This window comes from Sinobaca sp. H24 (genome assembly GCF_023845525.1).
This window is the reverse complement of sequence record NZ_JALBWT010000001.1, coordinates 268,220-287,944: the sequence shown is the minus strand read 5'-3', so window position 1 is coordinate 287,944 and position 19,725 is coordinate 268,220. Positions and strand designations below refer to the sequence as shown.

Annotated in this window: 29 protein-coding genes and 5 pseudogenes; 20 read left to right on the top strand and 14 right to left on the bottom strand. The window is 45.3% G+C overall.

The window, feature by feature from the left end; genetic code table 11:
* Positions 1-95: 95 nt before the first annotated feature.
* Positions 96-980: an NAD(P)-dependent oxidoreductase gene (locus MMY81_RS01650; protein ID WP_252311371.1), complete on the top strand. Its 885-nt coding sequence runs from the start codon at positions 96-98 to the stop codon at positions 978-980.
* Positions 981-1,055: 75 nt separating this feature from the next.
* On the opposite strand, the gene MMY81_RS01645 is transcribed toward MMY81_RS01650, so the two are convergent.
* The gene (locus MMY81_RS01645; RefSeq protein ID WP_252311370.1) at positions 1,056-1,250 is read right to left on the bottom strand and encodes a hypothetical protein; all 195 of its coding nucleotides are present in this window, start codon (positions 1,248-1,250) and stop codon (positions 1,056-1,058) included.
* 69 nt (positions 1,251-1,319) lie between these two features.
* On the opposite strand from MMY81_RS01645, the gene MMY81_RS01640 reads away from it, so the two are divergent.
* The 3 genes from MMY81_RS01640 to MMY81_RS01635 all read left to right on the top strand — a co-directional run bounded on the left by MMY81_RS01640 (position 1,320) and on the right by MMY81_RS01635 (position 2,418).
* Positions 1,320-1,838: an SDR family oxidoreductase gene (locus MMY81_RS01640; RefSeq protein ID WP_252311369.1), complete on the top strand. Its 519-nt coding sequence runs from the start codon at positions 1,320-1,322 to the stop codon at positions 1,836-1,838.
* Between the two features lie 5 nt (positions 1,839-1,843).
* Positions 1,844-1,945, top strand: coding sequence for a hypothetical protein (locus tag MMY81_RS34850; RefSeq protein WP_374561031.1), 102 nt, complete (start codon positions 1,844-1,846; stop codon positions 1,943-1,945).
* A gap of 74 nt (positions 1,946-2,019) precedes the next feature.
* Positions 2,020-2,418 (top strand): hypothetical protein, encoded by a 399-nt coding sequence (locus tag MMY81_RS01635; protein WP_252311368.1) that lies wholly within the window; start codon positions 2,020-2,022, stop codon positions 2,416-2,418.
* On the opposite strand, the gene MMY81_RS01630 is transcribed toward MMY81_RS01635, so the two are convergent.
* The 7 genes and pseudogenes from MMY81_RS01630 to MMY81_RS34840 form a co-directional block, all read right to left on the bottom strand.
* Positions 2,415-2,996: an LOG family protein gene (locus tag MMY81_RS01630; protein ID WP_252311367.1), complete on the bottom strand. Its 582-nt coding sequence runs from the start codon at positions 2,994-2,996 to the stop codon at positions 2,415-2,417. The genes MMY81_RS01635 and MMY81_RS01630 overlap by 4 nt on opposite strands.
* A 155-nt stretch (positions 2,997-3,151) precedes the next feature.
* On the bottom strand, positions 3,152-3,355 hold the full coding sequence (locus MMY81_RS01625; protein ID WP_252311610.1) for an EAL domain-containing protein: 204 nt from the start codon (positions 3,353-3,355) through the stop codon (positions 3,152-3,154).
* A gap of 31 nt (positions 3,356-3,386) precedes the next feature.
* Positions 3,387-3,938, bottom strand: coding sequence for an EAL domain-containing protein (locus tag MMY81_RS01620; RefSeq protein WP_252311366.1), 552 nt, complete (start codon positions 3,936-3,938; stop codon positions 3,387-3,389).
* 11 nt (positions 3,939-3,949) lie between these two features.
* Entirely contained in the window at positions 3,950-4,717 is a 768-nt protein-coding gene (locus MMY81_RS01615) for a GGDEF domain-containing protein (protein WP_252311365.1), read from the bottom strand.
* Positions 4,714-4,830 (bottom strand): PAS domain S-box protein, encoded by a 117-nt coding sequence (locus MMY81_RS34845; protein ID WP_374561027.1) that lies wholly within the window; start codon positions 4,828-4,830, stop codon positions 4,714-4,716. The genes MMY81_RS01615 and MMY81_RS34845 overlap by 4 nt, the downstream gene beginning before the upstream one ends.
* Before the next feature lie 29 nt (positions 4,831-4,859).
* Positions 4,860-5,228, bottom strand: a pseudogene (locus MMY81_RS01610) (MHYT domain-containing protein); the annotation flags it as partial.
* 43 nt (positions 5,229-5,271) lie between these two features.
* Positions 5,272-5,367 carry an MHYT domain-containing protein gene (locus MMY81_RS34840; RefSeq protein WP_374561025.1) on the bottom strand — a complete coding sequence of 32 codons (96 nt, stop codon included), beginning with the start codon at positions 5,365-5,367 and terminating at the stop codon, positions 5,272-5,274.
* A 437-nt stretch (positions 5,368-5,804) separates the two neighbouring features.
* On the opposite strand from MMY81_RS34840, the gene MMY81_RS01605 reads away from it, so the two are divergent.
* From MMY81_RS01605 to MMY81_RS34815, 13 genes and pseudogenes are all read left to right on the top strand, one after another.
* On the top strand, positions 5,805-6,323 hold the full coding sequence (locus MMY81_RS01605; protein WP_252311363.1) for a YqjF family protein: 519 nt from the start codon (positions 5,805-5,807) through the stop codon (positions 6,321-6,323).
* A complete protein-coding gene (locus MMY81_RS34835) occupies positions 6,259-6,495 on the top strand; it encodes a DUF2071 domain-containing protein (protein ID WP_374561182.1) in 237 nt (78 codons plus the stop codon). Before MMY81_RS01605 ends, MMY81_RS34835 begins: the two co-directional genes overlap by 65 nt.
* Positions 6,496-6,717: 222 nt before the next feature.
* The gene (locus MMY81_RS33240) at positions 6,718-6,852 is read left to right on the top strand and encodes a hypothetical protein (RefSeq protein WP_256497838.1); all 135 of its coding nucleotides are present in this window, start codon (positions 6,718-6,720) and stop codon (positions 6,850-6,852) included.
* A gap of 95 nt (positions 6,853-6,947) precedes the next feature.
* Positions 6,948-7,283 carry a M20/M25/M40 family metallo-hydrolase gene (locus MMY81_RS34830; protein ID WP_374561179.1) on the top strand — a complete coding sequence of 112 codons (336 nt, stop codon included), beginning with the start codon at positions 6,948-6,950 and terminating at the stop codon, positions 7,281-7,283.
* Positions 7,284-7,414: 131 nt separating this feature from the next.
* Positions 7,415-7,939: a M20/M25/M40 family metallo-hydrolase gene (locus MMY81_RS01600; RefSeq protein WP_252311362.1), complete on the top strand. Its 525-nt coding sequence runs from the start codon at positions 7,415-7,417 to the stop codon at positions 7,937-7,939.
* An 8-nt stretch (positions 7,940-7,947) separates the two neighbouring features.
* Positions 7,948-9,177: pseudogene (locus tag MMY81_RS01595) on the top strand (pyridoxal-phosphate-dependent aminotransferase family protein).
* Positions 9,178-9,197: 20 nt separating this feature from the next.
* Positions 9,198-9,326, top strand: coding sequence for a hypothetical protein (locus tag MMY81_RS33235; RefSeq protein WP_256497837.1), 129 nt, complete (start codon positions 9,198-9,200; stop codon positions 9,324-9,326).
* A 152-nt stretch (positions 9,327-9,478) separates the two neighbouring features.
* Entirely contained in the window at positions 9,479-9,667 is a 189-nt protein-coding gene (locus MMY81_RS01590; protein ID WP_252311361.1) for a hypothetical protein, read from the top strand.
* Between the two features lie 159 nt (positions 9,668-9,826).
* Positions 9,827-10,006 carry a hypothetical protein gene (locus MMY81_RS34825; protein ID WP_374561022.1) on the top strand — a complete coding sequence of 60 codons (180 nt, stop codon included), beginning with the start codon at positions 9,827-9,829 and terminating at the stop codon, positions 10,004-10,006.
* A gap of 49 nt (positions 10,007-10,055) precedes the next feature.
* Positions 10,056-10,193 carry a hypothetical protein gene (locus tag MMY81_RS01580; protein WP_252311359.1) on the top strand — a complete coding sequence of 46 codons (138 nt, stop codon included), beginning with the start codon at positions 10,056-10,058 and terminating at the stop codon, positions 10,191-10,193.
* Positions 10,186-10,311, top strand: coding sequence for a hypothetical protein (locus MMY81_RS33230; RefSeq protein WP_256497836.1), 126 nt, complete (start codon positions 10,186-10,188; stop codon positions 10,309-10,311). The genes MMY81_RS01580 and MMY81_RS33230 overlap by 8 nt, the downstream gene beginning before the upstream one ends.
* 12 nt (positions 10,312-10,323) lie before the next feature.
* Positions 10,324-10,416 carry a hypothetical protein gene (locus tag MMY81_RS34820; RefSeq protein WP_374561019.1) on the top strand — a complete coding sequence of 31 codons (93 nt, stop codon included), beginning with the start codon at positions 10,324-10,326 and terminating at the stop codon, positions 10,414-10,416.
* Positions 10,417-10,509: 93 nt separating this feature from the next.
* Complete coding sequence (locus MMY81_RS34815; RefSeq protein WP_374561016.1) at positions 10,510-10,644, top strand: hypothetical protein; 135 nt, start codon at positions 10,510-10,512, stop codon at positions 10,642-10,644.
* 63 nt (positions 10,645-10,707) lie between these two features.
* Here MMY81_RS34815 and MMY81_RS01575 read toward each other — a convergent pair.
* Positions 10,708-11,506 (bottom strand): annotated as a pseudogene (locus tag MMY81_RS01575) (alpha/beta fold hydrolase); the annotation flags it as partial.
* Between the two features lie 178 nt (positions 11,507-11,684).
* Between MMY81_RS01575 and MMY81_RS01570 the strand changes: the two are divergent.
* Positions 11,685-12,622: pseudogene (locus MMY81_RS01570) on the top strand (S8 family peptidase).
* Positions 12,623-12,676: 54 nt separating this feature from the next.
* On the opposite strand, the gene MMY81_RS01565 reads toward MMY81_RS01570, so the two are convergent.
* The gene (locus tag MMY81_RS01565) at positions 12,677-12,835 is read right to left on the bottom strand and encodes a Rieske 2Fe-2S domain-containing protein (protein ID WP_483882481.1); all 159 of its coding nucleotides are present in this window, start codon (positions 12,833-12,835) and stop codon (positions 12,677-12,679) included.
* A gap of 233 nt (positions 12,836-13,068) precedes the next feature.
* Positions 13,069-14,208 (bottom strand): NAD(P)/FAD-dependent oxidoreductase, encoded by a 1,140-nt coding sequence (locus tag MMY81_RS01560; RefSeq protein WP_252311358.1) that lies wholly within the window; start codon positions 14,206-14,208, stop codon positions 13,069-13,071.
* Between the two features lie 277 nt (positions 14,209-14,485).
* On the opposite strand from MMY81_RS01560, the gene MMY81_RS01555 reads away from it, so the two are divergent.
* Complete coding sequence (locus tag MMY81_RS01555) at positions 14,486-16,360, top strand: penicillin-binding transpeptidase domain-containing protein (protein ID WP_252311357.1); 1,875 nt, start codon at positions 14,486-14,488, stop codon at positions 16,358-16,360.
* Between the two features lie 319 nt (positions 16,361-16,679).
* Here MMY81_RS01555 and MMY81_RS01550 read toward each other — a convergent pair whose 3' ends face one another.
* From MMY81_RS01550 to MMY81_RS01540, 3 genes are all read right to left on the bottom strand, one after another.
* A complete protein-coding gene (locus MMY81_RS01550) occupies positions 16,680-16,877 on the bottom strand; it encodes a YwbE family protein (protein ID WP_252311356.1) in 198 nt (65 codons plus the stop codon).
* Between the two features lie 81 nt (positions 16,878-16,958).
* The gene (locus MMY81_RS01545; RefSeq protein WP_252311355.1) at positions 16,959-18,146 is read right to left on the bottom strand and encodes an MFS transporter; all 1,188 of its coding nucleotides are present in this window, start codon (positions 18,144-18,146) and stop codon (positions 16,959-16,961) included.
* A gap of 5 nt (positions 18,147-18,151) precedes the next feature.
* Positions 18,152-18,520 carry a MarR family winged helix-turn-helix transcriptional regulator gene (locus MMY81_RS01540; RefSeq protein WP_252311354.1) on the bottom strand — a complete coding sequence of 123 codons (369 nt, stop codon included), beginning with the start codon at positions 18,518-18,520 and terminating at the stop codon, positions 18,152-18,154.
* Between the two features lie 239 nt (positions 18,521-18,759).
* On the opposite strand from MMY81_RS01540, the pseudogene MMY81_RS01535 reads away from it, so the two are divergent.
* Positions 18,760-19,684: pseudogene (locus MMY81_RS01535) on the top strand (manganese-dependent inorganic pyrophosphatase).
* Positions 19,685-19,725 lie beyond the last annotated feature (41 nt).

Genomic DNA, 19,725 nt, shown 5'->3' with positions numbered 1-19,725 from the left:
CTATTCCTCTCTTTTTAGAAAGAAAGGTTTTAAGACTCCTGCTTGGAAGGGTATACAAAACTATAATACATACTAATAAAAAGGTGGCTGAATCTATGGAAAAGCGTGCATTGCAGACAATCGGTTTTGTTGGTCTAGGAGTAATGGGAAAAAGTATGGCAGCGAACTTAATGAAAGCAGGATATACGCTTTACGTATTTACCCGGACAGAGGAAAAAGCAAAAGACCTGATTACAGAAGGCGCTTCGTGGGTTCCAACAGTCAAAGAGCTGGCGCAGCAGGTAGATATCGTCATTACAATGGTCGGCTATCCTTCGGATGTAGAAGAGGTGTATTTTGGAGAAAACGGAATTCTGGCCGGCGCTGGTTCGGGAAGCTATGTCATTGACATGACGACGTCCAAACCAAAGCTTGCCCAAACTATTTATGAGCAGGCTAAAGAGAAAAATATCTACTCCATTGATGCGCCGGTATCCGGCGGAGATATCGGTGCAAGAGGAGGCACGCTTGCTATTATGGCGGGCGGAGATAAAGAAGCATTTGATGCGCTTAAAGATGTATTTGAAGCAATGGGATCAAATATTAGATGGCAGGGCGGGGCAGGGGCAGGACAGCATACGAAAATGAGTAATCAGATCGTTATCGCTTCTACAATGATGGGTGTGGCTGAGGCGATGGTCTATGCTAAAGCTGCCGGTCTCAACCAGGAAGAGGTGCTTGAAAGTATCGGTACTGGTGCTGCCTCCAGCTGGTCTTTGACAAACCTTGCTCCAAGAATGATAAAAGGAGATAATGCCCCGGGATTTTATGTAAAACACTTTATTAAAGATATGGGAATAGCGATTGAATCAGCTGAAGAGCTTGGCATTGAGACACCGGGACTCCGGACCTCTAAACAAGTATACGAAGCGATGGCAGAAGCAGGCGAAGAAGACAGCGGCACGCAGGCTATATATAAATATCTGCTGTCCCGGTCGTAAGAACACGCAGTAAAAAGGCAAAAAAAAGAAGCTTCTTCTGATGTTTCATAGAAAGAAGCTTCTTTTATTTCACAATTACTCGTGTACATCATAACCAAGTGAATTCGCTACTGTTTTACGTTCAGTAGGAATAACTAGAAATGTTACCCCGTTATCATTAGAAACGATAATATGATTCGGCTTAGCTGCCGCCTCTGCTTCTTCTAAAGATTTAAACGGTTCTTCCGTAGTTGCTTCCATCTTTTGAGCTGTTGTTTCTTCATTTGCCATTGTGTCATCCCTCCTCTTTAGGATGTGTACCCGTTTTTAATGAAAATAAAAAGGAAAAGGAGAAATTCCGTGAAAAATTCTTATTTTATTACAGGTTTTCCGGGCTTTGTAGCTGGAGCCCTGCTTCGCGAGCTTATGAAAGAGAAGCCGGATACAGAATCAATTTACCTTCTCGTTCATCCGGAAAAGCTGGAAGAAGCAGAAGATAAAGCAAATGAAACAGCAAAAGCACAGGCCTTTCCACGTGGCGCCATTCAAATCGTTTCCGGCGATATTACTAAATCGGGTTTGAATATAGATTCAGCGTATGAAAAACAAATAAAAGAACAGGTGACCCATGTTTTTCATCTTGCAGCAGTATACGATTTGTCCGTTTCCTACCATCATGCCTATTCGGTCAATGTAACAGGCACAAGAATGGTGAATGACTGGGTGAAGGAGCTCCCGCATCTAAAACGTTATACGTATTTCAGCACGGCTTACGTAGCTGGAAAAAGAGAAGGAAACATTTTTGAAACGCAGCTTAATGAACAGCAGTACTTTAAAATAATTATGAACAAACGAAATTTCAGGGTGAATTTCTTGTAGAAAAAATGATGCGGGGAACCGTTCCTGTAACGATTATACGTCCTGGTATTATTATGGGTAATTCTGTAACGGGGAAACGGATAAGTTTGATGGATTTTATTATTTAATAAAGGCAATGCGTAATCCAACCCAGGCAGCTTTTCGAGGATATACGGGAAGCGGGGAGGCGGAAGGGAACTTCGTGCCAGTCGATTATGTCGTCCGGGCTTCGCTTTACCTGGCCCATGAAGCAAAGGGAGAGAATCATACGTATCACCTGACGGATCCAAATCCTTATAAGATGAAAGAGATTCAGCGTATGCTTGCGCTTGAAATACATGGCAGAGAACCAAAGCGTAAAGTTCCGATAAGTTTTCTTCGTATGCTCTTATCTACAGGATCCTTGCGAAGAAAGCTGGGCATTCCGAAAGAGACATTGGATTACTTTGAATACAAAGCATCGTTTGATACAAGAAGAGCCGCCCAGGATCTGGATGGGTCAGGTATTGAATGCGCAGACTTAAAAGAAAGAATCGCCCCTGCTGTTCAATACTTCGAACAGAATCAGGACGATCCCTCCAAATTTCCTTTTCTTCGCTAAGTTTGAGAACGATCAATAACAGGAGCGGCGTGAGGCGGCTGATAGGAACGCATGCCGGCCAGCAGTGCTGCTGCATCGTTATCATGAATAAGCATGGATCGTTGGCTTTCTTCGAGAAAGCCTTCTTTCTGCATGTGAACAAACAGGTTTAGGAAATGGTCATAGTAGTGATCAACATTCAACAGGGCTACTGGTTTTCGGTGTGCACCAAGCTGAGCCCAGGTGAAAACTTCCGCTAATTCTTCCAGCGTACCGGGACCACCCGGGAGAGCAATAAATCCATCAGCAAGCTCTTCCATTTTTGCTTTTCTTTCATGCATGGATCCTACTACAAGAAGCTCACTCAACCCTTGATGGGAAAGCTCTCTCTGTTCCAGCATCTGCGGGATAACGCCAATAACCTTTCCACCTTCCCGAAGCGCACTGTCCGCCAGGGCCCCCATTGTTCCGACAGAAGCACCGCCGTACACTATGTCGATGCCTTCCTTTGCCAGAAGTGATCCAAGGACGGAAGCGGCTTCTTTATATTGTGGGCTGTTTCCCATTCTGGAGCCGCAGAATACGGCAATTCGTTTCATTGGAAAAACTCCTCATATTGTATTTACGACATGCTATCTGCCTGGTTTGTTCGATTAAACTTAGGTTTATCATAAGCTTATTCCTGCTGTTGTGACAAGCCCGGATACATGAAAAAAACCGGCCCCGTTTACTTTTGCAGGCCGGCTGAATGAATTTAGAAAGAAATGGAGTCGTTTGACTTGCCTGCAAAGTAGTTGGCTTCAATTTCTAAAGGAGAAAGCGGTTTGCTGAAATAAAAACCTTGAATATCCGAGCAATGATGGTCTTCGAGATAGGAAACCTGTTCCGCAGTTTCCGCCCCTTCCGCTGTAATAGATAGGTTAAGATGACGTCCCATTGCAATAATAGCGCTGGTGATTTTTTCGGTTCTTGGATCAGAGTGAATGTCTTTAATGAATGAACGGTCGATTTTTTAACCGCTGAATGGGAAATTCTTTTAAATAAGAAAGCGAACTGTGCCCGGTGCCGAAGTCGTCAATAGACAACGATACCCCAAGATCCCTGAACTTGTTTAAAATACCTATGGAACGATCCATATGATCCATTGTCATGCTTTCCGTGACTTCAAGCTCGAGCAGGGATGGAGAAAGATCGTAACGCTGCAGCATGGCAGCTACATAATCAACAATATCGTCGGATTGAAACTGTTTGGGTGAGAGATTGACAGATACCTGGATAGGGGTGCCTGCCTCTTCCCACTTTTTCGCCTGAGCGCAGGCCATATCAAGAATAGCTTCCCCTAATGGAATAATCAGACCGGTTTCTTCAGACAGCGGGATAAACTCACCGGGGCTTTTGATTTCACCTGATTTTGTTTTCCAGCGCACCAGTGCTTCCACACCAACCATAGTACGATCGGTACAGCTGATCTGCGGCTGATAGGCAAGAAAAAACTCATTGTTTGAAATGCCGTGCTTCAGCTCCTGCTCCCGTTCAAGCATGGTTTCCGTTTTTAAAGAAGGCTGGCATGGTAATACGCATAGTTGCTTTTACTTCTCGATTTGGCTGCGTACATAGCAATATCTGCATGCTTCATTAATTCATCTGATGTTTGTCCATCTTCGGGTGCTGCGGCAATTCCTATGCTTAGAGAGGTATACAGGCTGTGGCCGAGAACCTGGATCGGCTGCTCGAATGCTTTTATGATGCACTCCGCCACTTCAGTCGGATAATTATCATGCTCTATCATGGGCAGAAGGATCGTGAATTCATCACCACCAAGCCGGGCTAGAACAGCTGTGTCATCAATACAGTCCTGAAGTCTCGCTGATGCTCCTTTCAGCAGCAGATCTCCTACAGAATGACCGAGCGAATCATTGATCATCTTGAACCGGTTGAGATCAAGAAAGAATAAAACGGTTTTCTCGTTAGATGCAGCCAGCGTCTGTTCAATCTTGTTGACGAAAAAGCGCCGATTCGGCAGGCCGGTCAGCTGATCGGTATAAGCAATAGCGTGAATTTCCTCTTCGGCCTCCACCTGGGCAGAGATATCCCTTACTATTCCGTGAATGCCTTCTAGTTCACTGCCCAGATACATAGGAATTAAGGTTGTGTTCAAATGAACGGGTTGATCGTTGGATTGAATAATAGAATCAAAGCTGGCAGGTTTTTCTTCTGAAACTACTTTTCGAAACTGATAGGAGACATGATCTATTTCTTCTCCGGAAAACACGGAGGACAGGTTAACATATTTCCACTTATGTTCAGGAATGCCTATCAACCGGGAGCCGATTTATTCATTTTCGTAAATCTGCCTTGAAGGTCAGTCGTGAAGATAGCGTCGATACTATGATCGAGCAGCGACTGATAACGGTGCTCGTTATCAGAGAGCATGGCAGTCTTGTAAGCAAGGCGCTTGTCAGTAAAAGCACCAACGACAAAAAACACTGAATCATCACAATAAAGATACTTACGATAATAGCAGTGGTCATTAAATCAATGCCGCCGGTATGAACGTGGTTCATTTCGCCTGTAAAGGAGGCAGCGTTCATTCCAATATAGTGCATGCCGCTTATCGCAATACCCATTACCAACGCACTTAATAATTTATATAAAAATAAGGTGAATGAAGTATCTTTCATAGCGAGTTCATAGAACATTTTCATAGCAGTCATAGAAGCAAGAACAGCTACGAGAATAGATAAAGCGAAAAGGAAATGATCATATGAGATCGTAACGCCTTCCATTGCGGCCATTCCAATGTAATGCATGGCGGAAATGGAAGCTCCCATAAATAAACCAGCAACAAAAGGCGTCGGATATTCAATCTGGATTTCAGGTTAATAGTAAAAAGGCGATAAATGACCCGACATAGGCTGCAGCAAAAGACAAAAGCATCATCCATGGATTGTACATCATAGGCATGTCCATTTCGAACGCCACATGCCGACAAAATGCATAGACCAAATGCCAAGACTCATGACAAAAGAGCCCACGTACAGCCAAATTCTTCGCTTCCATCCGCTTGAATGAATGACCCGTGAAGTTAAATCCAAAGCGGAATAAGCCGCAAAAGAAGCAATAAATATAGATAAAAGGACAATCCAATAGTTGTATGAGCCAGTGAATGCTTCCATAATCCCCCGTACATAATGAAGAATAGCTGTTTTTTATTATATCGACATTTTTTGGAAATTTTCAATTTTTTTAGGTAAAAAGTATTGATACTAAAGTTTTAACTTTTTTAATAATACTGCTGCCAAACATGAACTGCAAGTCATTTGCTTTCAGTAAAAGCAGGATGCTGTCTAAAAGCTGTTTTTCTTTTTATACTTAACAGAATAATAAAGAAATGAGTGACTGCCTCTATGGAACCAAAACTGTTAAAAATGAAATGGAAAAAAGCATTTTTTGCCCACTGGGACTGGGACCCGTCGGATGTCGAAGCACGTCTGCCCAAAGGACTTCAGCTGGATACATTTAACGGAAGGGCATATTTGGGAGTAGTGCCTTTTCTTATGGAGGATATTCGATTAGCCGTAATGCCCTCTGGAACGGGGCTTGCTTTTCCTGAGCTCAACCTGCGCACGTATGTCACGTTAAATGGAGAGAAAGGTGTTTATTTCTTTAATTTGGATGCTTCATCGGCCCTGGGCGTCTACCTTGCGAGAAAATTATTTGCGATTCCTTATTATCAGGCGGACTTTTCTGTGTCCACTGCGCAGGAATCGATCCAGTTTGCCCACAAACGAAAAATACGTCTACAAGATTTGATGCTGTCTACAAAGGAGATAAACAGATTTTTTATGCGGAAAAGGAAGCCTGGAACATTGGCTGACAGAACGATATATTTTCTATACGAGCCGGGGCAGAAACGGCTTATTTGAAGGCCGGATTGCCCATAAGCCCTGGCCGTTGCAGAGAGGAAGCTGGAAAGCCGTGCAAAATGATTTGTTTCGGGCCAACCGTTTCGCAGAGCCCTCGTCTGTTCCTCATCTTCTGTACAGTGGAGGCATCGACGTCACGGCTTCACGGTTAATAAAATTAAACAAAAAATGAGTGTCCAATAATGGGCACTTATTTTTTTGTCATATTATCTGCCATAAGAATAAGAACGAAAAGACGATACTTTCGCCTTTCCAGCCTATGGGAAACGAATATTCTTTTTTCACTGGATTTAATAACTAATAAAACATAATTTTTTTGGATAATATAAACAATGATTGTCTGAAAAATTCGACTTATACTTACGTCAACTAATGAAAGACGGGAGTGAAGTCGATGCTTGCAACATGTCAGGTAGATGAAAAACAGCTCTGGGATGAATTAATGGCCTTCCGGCAGATAGGACGGGCAAAGGCGGAATTACAAGACTGGCGCTGTCAAACGAAGATATGGAAGCGAGAGGCCGCCTGATTGAATATATGAAAAGCGGGGCTGCAGGTCCGGGTTGATGAAGTAGGCAATATTATCGGAAGACTTGAAGGAAAGGTCCCGGTGCTCCGGCAGTTATTGCCGGTTCTCATATTGATACAGTTATAAATGGCGGGCCCTTTGATGGGAGCCTTGGAGTCATAGGTGCTGTGGAAGCGGTAAGAGCTTTAATAAAAGCGGGAATTTCAATGAGTCATCCAATAGAGGTAATTTCTTTTCAAGATGAAGAAGGCGTTCGTTTTGGGGCCGGATACACTGGCAGCAGAGGAATGTTTGGAAAGATCAGCGAGGATACATTGAATCTTAAAGATGACCTGGGAAGACATATAAAGAAGCATATGAGCAGGCAGGTTTTAATCCTGCTGAATTTCATAAAGCTGTCCGGGCTCCGGAAGAGGTCAAGGCGTATATAGAAATGCACATCGAACAAAGCCGGCAGCTGGAAGAAAAAAACCTTTCAGTAGGCGTTGTAAAAGATATTCAAGGGCCATTATGGCTTTCAGGTAAAAGTAAAAGGAATGGCTGATCATGCAGAGCTACGCCAATGGATATCCGCTCAGATGCAGCTCTTGCTATGGCTGAAGTGATGATGGAGGTGGAACAGGCTGCTGTAGATGAAGGCGGTGTCGGTACAGTAGGGAAACTGAAAGTATATCCGGACGGGATTAATATTATTCCGGCGAAGCAGCTTTTTCCATTGATTTCCGTCATACAGATACAGCTAAAGAGAGCGTATGCTCTCGCGTGTAAAGCAGTGCTTTCAAGCACAAGAGAAAAAGCGGAGCGTACATATAGAACACCACATAACGAAACAGGTGGAGCCTGCTTCCTGCACCGGAGAGATAGAAGAGCGATTGCAGAAAGCTGCGTGTCTGCTGGCCTTCCGGTATATGAAATGAACGGTGCCGGCCATGATGCATTAATACTTGGAGAGCACGTACCTTTTGGAATGATTTTTGTCCGGTCCAGGCAGGGGATCAGCCACCATCCCGATGAATGGAGCGACGAGGCAGACTGTATTGACGGCGCAAATGTGCTTCTGGAAACGATGCGCAGGCTCGCAGAATAAGAGGAGGAATGAAGATGATGCAAGGATTACACATACCACAGCGCACAATCATGACACCAGGACCTGTTGAGGTTCATCCCCGGGTAAGACAGGCGATGTCCAACCGCATGCTCGGCAGTTTGATCCGGCGTTCACTTCCATTATGGACGAGACAATGGGAAGGCTGCGGAGGCTTTCCAACGAAAAATAAATGGGCTTTTCCAGTAGACGGGACATCAAGAGCAGGGAAGCGGTTATGTGCAGCTTAATTGAGCCGGACGATAAAGTATTGATTCCCATCTTTGGACGGTTTGGCTATTTGATGGCAGAAATCGCAGAGCGCTGCGGAGCTGAAGTGTTCCGCATGTATGCGAATGGGGCACAATCTTTGACCCTGACGATGTCATTGCGAAATAAAAAAGGTTCAGCCTAAAGTAGTCGGTATGATTCACGGCGATACATCCACTGACGGGTACAGCCTTTGGAAGAAATCGGTAAAGCCTGCCGCGCCGAGGATGTGCTGCTTGTAGTAGATGCTGTAGCAACTGTAACAGGAATGGACGTAAAAACAGATGACTGGTGCATTGACGCAGTTATCGGCGGCACACAAAATGTCTCTCTGTGCCATCCGGGCTTGCTCCATTAACGTATAACGATCGAGTGGAAAAAGTAATAGCAGAACGAAAAAACATTGAGCAGGGTCTGGTACAAAAAAGAAGAACGCCGAATCCGAGAAGAATTCACAGCAATTATTTTGACCTGACCCAGCTTCAGGATTATTGGAGTGAAAGCAGGCTGAATCACCATACCGAAGCAACACATATGATTTACGGTCTTCATGAAGGACTGCAGGTAGTACTGGAGGAAGGCCTCGAAGAAAGGTTCAACAGACACCGTTATCACGAACAGGCGTGACAGCCGGACTGAAAAGCGATGGGACTCACGTTATTTGGAGACCCGGCAGCGAAATTGACAAACTGTAACGTGCATTAATATTCCTGAAGAATAGATGGAGATAGTGTAAGGGATTTTCTGCTGCAGCAGTTTGGTATTGAAATTGCTTCTTCTTTTGGCCCGCTGCAGGGAAAAATATGGCGGATCGGCACGATGGGCTACAGCTGTCGTCAGGAAATGTGCTTCAAGTGCTGATGGGACTGGAGGCTTCTCTTATTTATGCAGGAGCGTCTGTTAACAAAGGTGAAGCAGCAAAGGCAGCGCTGGATATTTATACAAAACAAAAACAGCCGTCATTGGCTTAAACCAAGGAGGATTTATTTATATGCAGTCAGCTAAAAAGCCAGGACCCTCTTCTGAAAAAGATATAGAAACGTCCGGTTCTCCGAAAAAAGGAAGCCGGTTCTCCTTCCCGCATATATACGTTATCCTTATTTTGTTTATCGCATTATGAGTTTAGCTTCTACATTGTTCCCGCGGGGGAGTATGAAACGATAGAAGGTCCAGGCGGTCGCGGAAATGATAAATGCAGAGGAATTTTCCTATATTGATGCGCCGCTATCGGCATCATGGATTTTCTGACTGCCATCCCGCAGGGGCTGATTGATGCAGCACCAGTCGTCTTTTTTCACCTTTATGATTGGTGGAGCGTTCTATGTTTTTAAAGAGACCGGCCTGATCCAATTTGGCGTGCAGTATTTAACTACTACATTCGAGCACAGAAGAAAATTAATTATTCCTATTCTAATGGTAGTCTTCTCCATGATAGCGGCGTTTGTAGGGACGCCCGACTAAGTTTGGTATACATACCGATTCTTATTCCGCTGATGATTAAACGGGGCTACGATAAAATGATGGCAGCCGGTGTAGCGCTGATTGCTACATCTGGAGGATTCCTGGGCGCTATTACCACCCGGGAACAGTTGGACTCTCCATCAGATTGCGGATCTGCCTATGTATTCGGGGGCGGCATACCGCTTCCTCGTGCTTTCCTTCATTATTCTGGCCGGTGTTTTATTTCTGCTCCGCTATGCAAAGAAATTGGAGAAAAATCCAGAAATAGCGGCGGCAGAAGCAGAAGAGTTTCGGAAGCACAATGATATGCAGGAAGAAAAAATAACCATGAACACTTAGACAAAAAATTGCCGGTATACAGCCCTGGTGATGTTTGCTGGGATGGTCTTTGCAGTGCTGCAGTCAGTGGGATTTCGTGGCGCTTGCCGGATACTTTCTGGCCATGGGAATTCTGGTTGGAATCATTGCCGGAATGTCCGGTAATGAATCAGCGACAGTTTTAACAACGGGTTCCGGAAGTGGTTGATGGGGGCGATGATTATTGGTATTGCCGCGGTGTAGCGGTAGTAATGGAAGAAAGCCAGATCATAGATACGATTATTTTTGCGCTGGCTTCCGAGTCAGTACTATGCCTTCATCTGTAACTGTGGCTCGGGATGCTTGGTACACAGGGATTATTCAATTTCTTTGTACCATCCGGAAGCGGACAGGCACTGATTACGATGGCCTATTATGATCCCGCTTGCTGATATTGTTGGCACTACCCGGCAGACAGCCATTCTTGCTTTCCAGCTTGGGGATGGAATTTTCCAATATTATTTTTTCCTACTTCAGGGTATTTCATGGCGGTGCTTGCTACCGCAGGCATTTCCTGGTGGAAATGGGCAAAGTTTATCATGCCGCTCATTATCGCCTGGTTTTTAATAGGTGCGGTGTTCCTTCTGATCGCTCATGGTATTGAATGGGGTCCTTTTTAAAAGTAAAAAAAAGCGCCTTTCTCCAACAAAAGGGAGAAAAGCGCTTTTTGTCTGTTTATTTGCTGAAAAGGAAAGAAGTTCCTGGTGAATTTTTCTTTCTCTTCGAAAAAAGAGACCATGGCCGCTGTTTTCAAAAGGAACTAAAGTGAAGTCGCTGATGCTCTTTTCGAGCTCCAGTGAAAAATCAAATGGACATATCTCGTCCTTGCGGCCATGCAGGCTTAAGGTTGGAACGTTAATGGATGAAAGGTCGCCGCGTACGTCTTCATCGCGGAGCGCCTTGGCAGAATGAATGGTGGCGTATGAGGAAGCCTCCATGCCAAGGCTGTGGAAATGATGGGCGTAGGCATCGGATACTTCACTTGCAAAGAACATTTTGCGACGAAGTCTTCGAGCATAGCCGGACGATCGGACTGCAGATTGCTGATAATGTCATCTACTCCTGTTTTTCCAGTCCGTGCGGGTAATCGTCGCGCTGGGTAAATACAGGGGCTGCCGGAGCCATGAGGACAAGCTTAGATACTTTTATGGCTGTTGGTCTTGCCATATAACGAATGGCGATCGGACCGCCCATGCTGAAGCCGCCCAAAATAACGTTATCAAGTCCGAGCGCGTCAATGACCTTTTTTACATCATCGGCTTTTGTGTTGTAATCGTACGGGCCAAACGGCTTGTCGGATTTTCCATAACCGCGCAGGTCAATTCCGATAAAGCGGTATCCTTTTTTAGGAAGCTCATTCATTTGGTATTCAAACATCTTGTGATTCACAGGCCACCCGTGAATAAAAACAACCGGCTGTCCTTCTCCGAGGTCTTCAACAAACAGCTGCACATTTTTTTCTACATCTACATAATGTCCCATTTTAAAAACTCCTTCATTTAAATGATTATCATCTCGTATAATATTGCTTACTTACTCATAGTACCCGGCTTACCTATGCATAAAACACTTTTTTATAACCTGGTTGTTGAAATACAGCTGAAGCTCCCTTTAGATAGTATACCGGCGCAGTAAGGCCGGATGCTAAGGAGGATATTACATGAAACATGTTCATTTGATCCCATTCAGACACGAACAGCATGTTCAAGTATCATCGACCATTCCAACCGGTATCGAGCTCGTAGAGGCACCGGTATTGTGGAGCGAAGCAGATCAGGGAAAGCGGCAATGTGATTGCTGTCATCGATACAGGATGCCAGGCACATCCGGATTTGAAGAAGCCGTATTATCGGAGGTCGGAATTTCACGGATGATTTTAGAGGAGATCCGGGAAATTATAACGATAATAACGGACACGGAACACATGTGGCCGGGACCATCGCAGCATCGGAAAATGGCAGAGGAGTTGTCGGCGCGGCCCCGAAAGCTGATCTTCTTGTACTAAAAGCCCTCAAAGGAAATGGCAGCGGCCAGATGGACTGGATTATATGGGCAGTTGACTATGCAAGGACATGGAGAGGAAGCCAGGGCGAAAAAGTGAGAATTATATCCATGTCCCTTGGCGGTCCGGAAGACATTCCTGATCTGTACCGAGCCGTAGTAGATGCAGTGAATGCCGGTATTTCTGTTGTATGTGCTGCCGGAAATGAAGGAGACGGAAAATATTGATACAGATGAGTTTGCCTACCCGGGAGCCTATAATGAAGTCATTCAGGTAGGAGCTGTTACCTTTCAAAAGAAGCTTTCGGATTTTACAAATACGAATGATGAAATTGATTTAGTGGCGCCTGGTGTTGATATTTTATCCACTTATCTAAATGGAGGCTATGCACGGCCTGTCCGGCACGTCGATGGCTGCTCCCCATGTAGCCGGGGACTCGCGTTATTGATAATATTGCCGAAAAAGGATTCGAACGTACGATTACAGAGCCGGAGCTTTATGCCCAGCTGATCCGCCGCACGCTTCCAATTGGTTACCCGATGACTGCAGAGGGAAACGGCCTGATGTCTCTTGGTCTTGTAAAAGACCTGGGCTAGAAAAACGCCAGTAATACAAAAACAGCCGCAGAGCATATGCTCTGCGGCTGTTTGTTAATTATTATCCAATTTTTTCAAAGGAGTGACTGCGGGTCCTTCCAATATGCTTCCATCATAAGAAAAGCGTGAACCGTGACACGGACAGTCCCAAGACCGTTCCGCATTGTTCCATTCTACGTCACAGCCCATATGCGTACAGGTCGTTGACACCATGTGGGTCCGCCCGTCCTCGTCTTTATAGGCGCCGATTTTTTCCCTTTGGGTAACTAGTGCCCCTTCATCATTTTCCAGTTCCTCAAGCTTTCGATCTTTACGGTGAAGCTGCCGGCTACGAGTTTTCCTACGTCCATATTTTCTTTGAAAAAGGGATAGCGCATCTGCTTTTTTATCTTCGTGCGCCTTGGATCAAACAGATCCGCAAAACCGGTTGTCTTTCCTGCACGAGATCACTCAGCAGTAAAGCGGCGGCAACGCCGTTGCTCATCCATTTGGCATAGCCTGTTGCGACAAAAAACATTCGGCTTTCCGGTAACCGCCGGACCGATATAAGGTACCTTATCCAGCGTGATAAGATCCTGCCGACCAGCGGTATGGAATAGACGTAATACCGAAATGCTTTCCCCGTATTCCCGCAGACGCTCATAGTTGTTAAACGTATTTTCTTTGTTTTTCCCCGCCGTATGGCCTTCCCCGCCAAGAATCATCAGATCGCTTCCATCAGCTGATTTGGCATAGCGAAGCGATTTACCCGGGGAGTCCACACTAAGATACATTCCTTTAGGAGGCTTTTTCTCGGTAGTTACGGCGAGTGTATAAGACCGTTCGGCATGAAGCCTGGAAAAATAAAGCCCCTCTTCGTCATTAAAGGGAAAATGAGAGCTTACGATAACATGCCGGCTGTTGATCGTATGCCCATCCGTTGTTTCAATGGAAGGATTTTTAGATCCCTTCACTTTGGCTGCTCTCGTCTGTTCAAAGATGCGGCCCCCATTTTCTTCGATACTTGGAATCAGGCCGGCAAAAAACTTAACGGGATGAAACTGGGCCTGGTTTCGTATCACTAAAGCGGCTTCTACTGAATAAGGCAGCTCTATTTCATTAAGCGCTTCGCCTCCGTTAATGCCGATATCCTGATATGCTTTTAATTCTTTTTCGAACGTGGAAACATTTTTATTCTCTGTGGTGTATGCATAAGCGTCCTCTGTCGTCAGGTCGCAGTCAATGTCCAGGTCCTCCGCTGTTTTTCGTATGAATGCTAAAGCTTCTTCATTCGCCTCGTAATAAAGACGTGCTTTTTCCAGGCCGAAATTAGTAATCAGGTCATCGTATATAGCACCGTGCTGGGAAGAAATTTTAGCTGTCGTGTACCCGGTCGTGCCATCAAGAATTCGGCCCGCTTCGATTAAGGCTACCTTGACCCCCTGCTTAGACAATAAGTAAGCAGCGGTTAAACCGGTTGTACCGGCTCCGACAATTGTAACGTCGGCTTCGAAATCTTCTGTGAGGACAGGAAATTCAGGAAGCCCCTGAATATCGCGCCAAAGTGATTTAGGGTAACGGGGAACGTGATGTAATGAATCTGCCAAATAAATCCCTCCTGCGTTTTGTATTAGAAAACTGTACCCGATATAGAGAAGTATCACTCCTCTTTCCTTAAAAAGAGTCATGAAAATGGAAGGATTTTGAAAGCGGTTATGCTATAATCGAGGCACATTTACTTAGAAAATGAGGGTCCTATATGAAAAAAACTAGCGGGAATTATTGGTCTCGGCCTGCTGCTTTCGGCCTGCAGCAATAACTCAACAGCAGAAGACGCCATGCAGACATATACAGAGCATTGGAACGAGCAGGGAGTATGCGGAGATGTATACGATGCTGTCTTCAGAAGCGCAGGAAGCCGTAACGGAAGAAGAGTTTACGGCTCAGCATAGAGAGGTGTACGAGACGGCGGGCGTATCGGAACCGGGTATCACCATGCCGGAGTATTCCGAAGAACAGCAGGAGCAATTTGAAGAACAGGCGGAACCGTCTCTTCCGTTTGAAGCAGCGGTAGAAACAAATACCGGCACGGTAGAGTTCGAAGAAGAAGCGTCCTGGCAGCAGGAAGAAATAGAAGGAAACGAAGAGTGGAAAGTAAACTGGGAACCATCTTTTATTCTGCCGGAACTTGAGGCTGGTGAAAGAGTAAGAGAGGAAATAATAGAACCGGTAAGAGGAGATATTCTGGACAGAAATGATAACAGCCTTGCGGTAAACACGACTATTGATCAGGTTGGTATCGTTCCAGGAGAAACGGAAAACGAAGAAGCCGCTGCAGAAGAGCTTGCTGCTCTTCTTGATATGGAGGAATCTGATATTACAGAAGCTTTGGCGGAAGAGTGGGTATCGGAGGAAGCGTTTGTGCCCATTAAAAAACTAACCCCGGAAGAGTCCGAATCGCTTGGTGAAATTCAAGAAGTAGAAGGAGTGCAGTCGCGCGAGACGACAAGCCGCTACTATCCACTCGAGGAGCAGGCAGCCCATTTAACAGGGTATATTGGCAGAATCAGTGAAGAAGAACTTGAAGAACGCGGAGAAGGCTACACCGAAGGAACAACCCTTGGTAAAGCAGGAGCAGAATATATTTATGAAGAGCGTCTGCGCGGTACACCGGGCCGGGCTCTCGTCACAACGGAAAGCGGCGAAGTGATCGCTGAACAGCAGGCGGAAGATGGAGAAACCGTTCATTTATCTATTGATACAAACGTACAGGAAAATCTGTTCGGAGAACTGGACGGTGACTCCGGTACAGCGGCAGCCCTCGATCCTAAAACGGGGGAAACCCTTGGTCTGGTGAGCACGCCGGCCTACAACCCTAACAATTATCTATTTGGATGGCCGGAAGGGGAATACGCGGAACTAAGTGAAGACGAAGGACGTCCTTTTTCAGCTAAATTTAACAGCCTTTATGCGCCGGGATCTACGATTAAGCCAATAACGGCAGCGGTTGGCATGAATCAGGGAAGTTTAGATCCGCAGGAAGAAAAAACAATTACCGGTGAGCAATGGCAGCCGGACAGCAGCTGGGGAGGCTATTCGGTTACACGGGTTTCAGACAGACTGGAACAAGTAAACTTGGAAAATGCCTTAATCACGTCGGATAATATCTTTTTTGCGCAAACCGCGCTGGATACAGGCGAAGAAGCTTTTGCAGAGGGTCTTAGGAACTTTGGATTTGATGAGGAGCTTCCCTATGACTTTCCTGTGCAGCCATCTGCGATTTCCAATGGAGGTCTGGATTCAGATATTCTGCTTGCTGATACTGGTTACGGCCAGGGCCAGATGCTGATGTCCCCACTGCACTTAGCTGCAGCCTATACCCCTTTTGTAAATGAAGGAGATATGCTGACACCACAGCTGGAGCGGCAGGAAGAAGGTTCTGAAGTCTGGAAAGAAAGCATTCTTCCTGAGGAAGGAGCCGATGTGATTACAGAAGGACTCCGCGGCATTGTCGAGAATGAAAATGGCTCTGCCTATGAACCGGTTCGGGAAGATCTTACTATCGCAGGGAAAACCGGTACGGCTGAACTAAAAACAGAGCAGGGAGAAGATGGAACAGAAAACGGCTGGTTTGTTGCGTACGATTACGAACAGGAAGATCTGCTGATCACTATGATGATTGAAAACGTAGAAGATGAAGGCGGAAGCGGATACGTAGTGGAAAAAGTGAAAAATGTATTTGAGGAAAGAGAAGAATAATCTTTTTGTCCATAAAAGAAGGGACTGTCCCAAAAAATATTTTTATTATTTCAAAAGAAAATAAATGAAGAACCTCGCATCCTTGTTACAAGGGACGTGAGGTTCTCTTCACATAGTGGAAATGTGTTTTTTTTAGCTGATTCTTATAAATCATCATGAAAATAACCAGGAGCCGACTCAGGCAGACCAGCCATAGGTGAAGATAAAGAAAGGGTTTCTCTTTAGCTGAGGCATGGCCTGCCGAAAGCGCGCGCCTGGTTGAATTGGCTGCATTTTGTTGGTCACAGGTATTCTTTTGGGACAGTCCCTTTTAAAATCTTTATTGAATAATGTTCTTAACCCGTCCGACGCTTCCGTCTTCAAGACGCACTTTAATGCCATGAGGATGCTGAGGGGACTTTGTTAAAATATCTTTTACAATGCCGTTTGTTGTTTTACCAGTCCGCTGATCCTGCTTCAAAACGATATCCACTTCGATACCAGGAGTAATGTCTTTTCTGGATTGTCCATTTGCCATTCGTATTCCTGCTTTCTATAGTATGCTTCTTCTTATTGTACGGCAGTCAGGCTCTTTTGATAAGGGGAAACAAAAAAGACTCTAATGGGCAGACTGCACGCGAAGCTGGTTTCGATAAAGAAGCATATAGATGCCAAGCGTCGCAAGCACAAGCGTGCCGCATATAATATATACGTAGGAATACGTTACCAGCGAAGCAATTGTTCCAAGTACAAATGAACCGACGGCAATTCCTGAATCAAACAGCATGAAAAAAGTAGCGGTGGCATGGCTTGTACGCTCGGGAGGCGAAGCCTGGATCGCCATTGTCTGAAGGCTTGGCAGAATCGATCCATAGCCCAGGCCGATCAACCCGCCGGCGATAAGCAGCACAGCTGTTGTTGTCACGGTGCTGAGCAGAAACAATCCTGCAGAAAATACGAGAAGGGATGGAACAATAACGTAAGCCGGCCCCGCCCGGTCAAATAATCTTCCTGTAAAAGGACGGGATAAAAGCATAACGGCTGCAAAACAAACGAAGAACAGGTTAACTGCATGAAATAGGTTAATGGCCTCGGCATAGACTGAAATAAAGGAAATAACACTGGCATAGGAAAAGGCTGCTAAAAATCCAATACTGGAAGGAAGAACCGCTCGTTTTTCGATCAGGTCATTTACAGCCAGCTGTTTAAAAACAGGCTGCCGTGAAGGCGTTTCTGCTGGTAGACGAATAAGAAACGTTAATAGAAATCCAAGAATAGAAACGGCTGCCAGACCGCCGAATAAAACAGCATAGGGCACAAAACGGACGGCGGTCAGGGCAATAAACGGACCGGCAACGACCGCTAAATTCATAGACATAATAAAATAGCCCAGGCCTTCTCCTTTTCTGGCAGCAGGAACAAGATCCGCAGCTGCAGCTAATAATACAGTTGTAGCAATGCTGAACCAGATGCCATGAAAGAAACGAAGGGCAAGCAGAAACATCAGATCGTGAGCAAGCAGATACAAAAGCATGGAAAAGGCAAATAACAGAACGCTTACCATCAGCATTTTTTTCTTTCCAAAGCTCTCAATAATTCTACCGGCAAAGGCCCGCGTAATAATGGCAGAAACTAAAAATATAGTCGTAGCAAGACCCGCCTGTCCTTCTGTTCCGCCCAGTTCCTGAAGCACAAAAATAGGCAGAATCGTCAGCAGGGCATAAAAGGCGAGAAATACAAAAAAGTTATTAATCAGGGCAATCCAGAAAGGCTTTGTCCAGATTTTTTCGGACGCGGTGGAGGACACAGGAGCTACCTTCTTTCTTCTACGTATTCGATTTTTTCCAGAAGTGCGGCAAGCTGCTGCTTTTCGTTGACGGACAGCCGGCAGAGCATGTTTCTTTCGTGACGTCTGACGCTTTCGTCCACAGATGGAAAACATGTCAGCGCTTTTTCTGTCAGACTGACGACACGTTCGCGCTTATCAATGCCGGACTGACGCTTTATATGACCGCTTTCTTCGAGCTTCAGAAGCGTGCGGGTGATAGTTGGGGACTCTACGTGCAGGTATTCTGCCATTTCTTTCTGCGTCATGCTTCCATTTTTCTTCAGGCAGTAAAGAAGGCTCCACTGGGAGCTGAACAGGGAGTGTTCCTGAAGCTCAAAATTAATGGATTTCATGGAGAGGCGAACTTTTTGATGCATCAGGGTAAAAATATCGCGGTCGAGCGTAATAATAATCCCATCCTTCCATATAGTTACTTAAGTAACTAATCATTTATCGAGTATAGCTTAAAGAATGGAGGAAAGCAAAAATAGATTCCCACGATAAAAATTGCCCGCGACTGCATTATTCGTAAAAGGTTTATGATAAAATACAAGAGTGAAAACAGCCAAAATACATACAAGGGAGAGATAGAATGAGTAAATTGCTAGTATTCGGCCACAAGAGCCCTGATACAGATACAATATGTTCAGCGATCGCACACGCTGCTTTAAAAAACAAAACAGGAGACGAGGCAGAAGCGGTTAGACTGGGTGAAATAAATGGAGAACACAATACGCACTGGATTATTTCAAAATCGAGGCCCGCGTCTTGTAGAATCGGTTTCCAGTGAAACAGACCGCGTCAGTCTGGTAGACCATAATGAAGCGCAGCAAAGCGTGGATGACCTGGCGGAAGTAAGTATTAAAGAAGTCATTGACCACCACCGCATTGCTAATTTCCAGACATCGGAACCGCTTTACTATCGCGCAGAGCCGGTAGGCTGCACAGCTACTATTTTAAATAAAATGTATAAAGAGTATGGTGTGGAAATCGATAAAAGCACAGCCGGTTTGATGCTGTCTGCTATTATTTCTGATTCCCTGCTTTTTAAATCACCGACATGCACACACGAAGATGTTGCTGCGGCTGAAGAACTTGCTGCTATTGCAGGTGTTGATACGGACAGCTATGGTTTGGAAATGCTTAAGGCCGGCGCCGATATCAGCGGCAAGACCGAGGAAGAATTAATCTCTTTAGACGCTAAAGAATTTTCCATGGGAAATGCAAAAGTGCAAATCGCCCAGGTGAATGCCATCGATCCAAACGAAGTGCTCGAGCGCCAGGCGGAAATTGAGAAAGTGATGAACGAGGCTGTTCAAAGTAACGGACTGGATCTGTTTGTCTTTGTCGTTACCGACATTTTAAACAGCGACTCTACTGCCGTAGCGGTAGGCAGCAAGACCGACGCTGTAGAAAAAGCATTTAACGTTACGCTGTCCAACAACAAAGCGGTATTAGAGGGAGTAGTCTCGCGTAAAAAGCAGATTGTTCCTGTTCTGACGGATGCGCTGAAATAAAATCAAAGCTGTCCGGATCTTATTCCGGGCAGGCTTTTTTT

What these genes read in the sequence shown, in the direction of transcription:
- MMY81_RS01650 (WP_252311371.1), top strand. Translation starts at nt 96, where the DNA reads ATGGAAAAGCGTGCATTGCAGACAATCGGTTTTGTTGGTCTAGGAGTA.
- MMY81_RS01645 (WP_252311370.1), bottom strand. Translation starts at nt 1,250, where the DNA reads ATGGCAAATGAAGAAACAACAGCTCAAAAGATGGAAGCAACTACGGAA.
- MMY81_RS34850 (WP_374561031.1), top strand. Translation starts at nt 1,844, where the DNA reads ATGATGCGGGGAACCGTTCCTGTAACGATTATACGTCCTGGTATTATT.
- MMY81_RS01630 (WP_252311367.1), bottom strand. Translation starts at nt 2,996, where the DNA reads ATGAAACGAATTGCCGTATTCTGCGGCTCCAGAATGGGAAACAGCCCA.
- MMY81_RS01620 (WP_252311366.1), bottom strand. Translation starts at nt 3,938, where the DNA reads ATGCTTGAACGGGAGCAGGAGCTGAAGCACGGCATTTCAAACAATGAG.
- MMY81_RS34845 (WP_374561027.1), bottom strand. Translation starts at nt 4,830, where the DNA reads ATGCTCTCTGATAACGAGCACCGTTATCAGTCGCTGCTCGATCATAGT.
- MMY81_RS34840 (WP_374561025.1), bottom strand. Translation starts at nt 5,367, where the DNA reads ATGGACATGCCTATGATGTACAATCCATGGATGATGCTTTTGTCTTTT.
- MMY81_RS01605 (WP_252311363.1), top strand. Translation starts at nt 5,805, where the DNA reads ATGGAACCAAAACTGTTAAAAATGAAATGGAAAAAAGCATTTTTTGCC.
- MMY81_RS33240 (WP_256497838.1), top strand. Translation starts at nt 6,718, where the DNA reads ATGCTTGCAACATGTCAGGTAGATGAAAAACAGCTCTGGGATGAATTA.
- MMY81_RS01600 (WP_252311362.1), top strand. Translation starts at nt 7,415, where the DNA reads ATGGATATCCGCTCAGATGCAGCTCTTGCTATGGCTGAAGTGATGATG.
- MMY81_RS33235 (WP_256497837.1), top strand. Translation starts at nt 9,198, where the DNA reads ATGCAGTCAGCTAAAAAGCCAGGACCCTCTTCTGAAAAAGATATAGAA.
- MMY81_RS01590 (WP_252311361.1), top strand. Translation starts at nt 9,479, where the DNA reads ATGCAGCACCAGTCGTCTTTTTTCACCTTTATGATTGGTGGAGCGTTC.
- MMY81_RS34825 (WP_374561022.1), top strand. Translation starts at nt 9,827, where the DNA reads ATGTATTCGGGGGCGGCATACCGCTTCCTCGTGCTTTCCTTCATTATT.
- MMY81_RS34820 (WP_374561019.1), top strand. Translation starts at nt 10,324, where the DNA reads ATGCTTGGTACACAGGGATTATTCAATTTCTTTGTACCATCCGGAAGC.
- MMY81_RS34815 (WP_374561016.1), top strand. Translation starts at nt 10,510, where the DNA reads ATGGCGGTGCTTGCTACCGCAGGCATTTCCTGGTGGAAATGGGCAAAG.
- MMY81_RS01565 (WP_483882481.1), bottom strand. Translation starts at nt 12,835, where the DNA reads ATGGTGTCAACGACCTGTACGCATATGGGCTGTGACGTAGAATGGAAC.
- MMY81_RS01555 (WP_252311357.1), top strand. Translation starts at nt 14,486, where the DNA reads ATGTATACGATGCTGTCTTCAGAAGCGCAGGAAGCCGTAACGGAAGAA.
- MMY81_RS01550 (WP_252311356.1), bottom strand. Translation starts at nt 16,877, where the DNA reads ATGGCAAATGGACAATCCAGAAAAGACATTACTCCTGGTATCGAAGTG.
- MMY81_RS01540 (WP_252311354.1), bottom strand. Translation starts at nt 18,520, where the DNA reads ATGAAATCCATTAATTTTGAGCTTCAGGAACACTCCCTGTTCAGCTCC.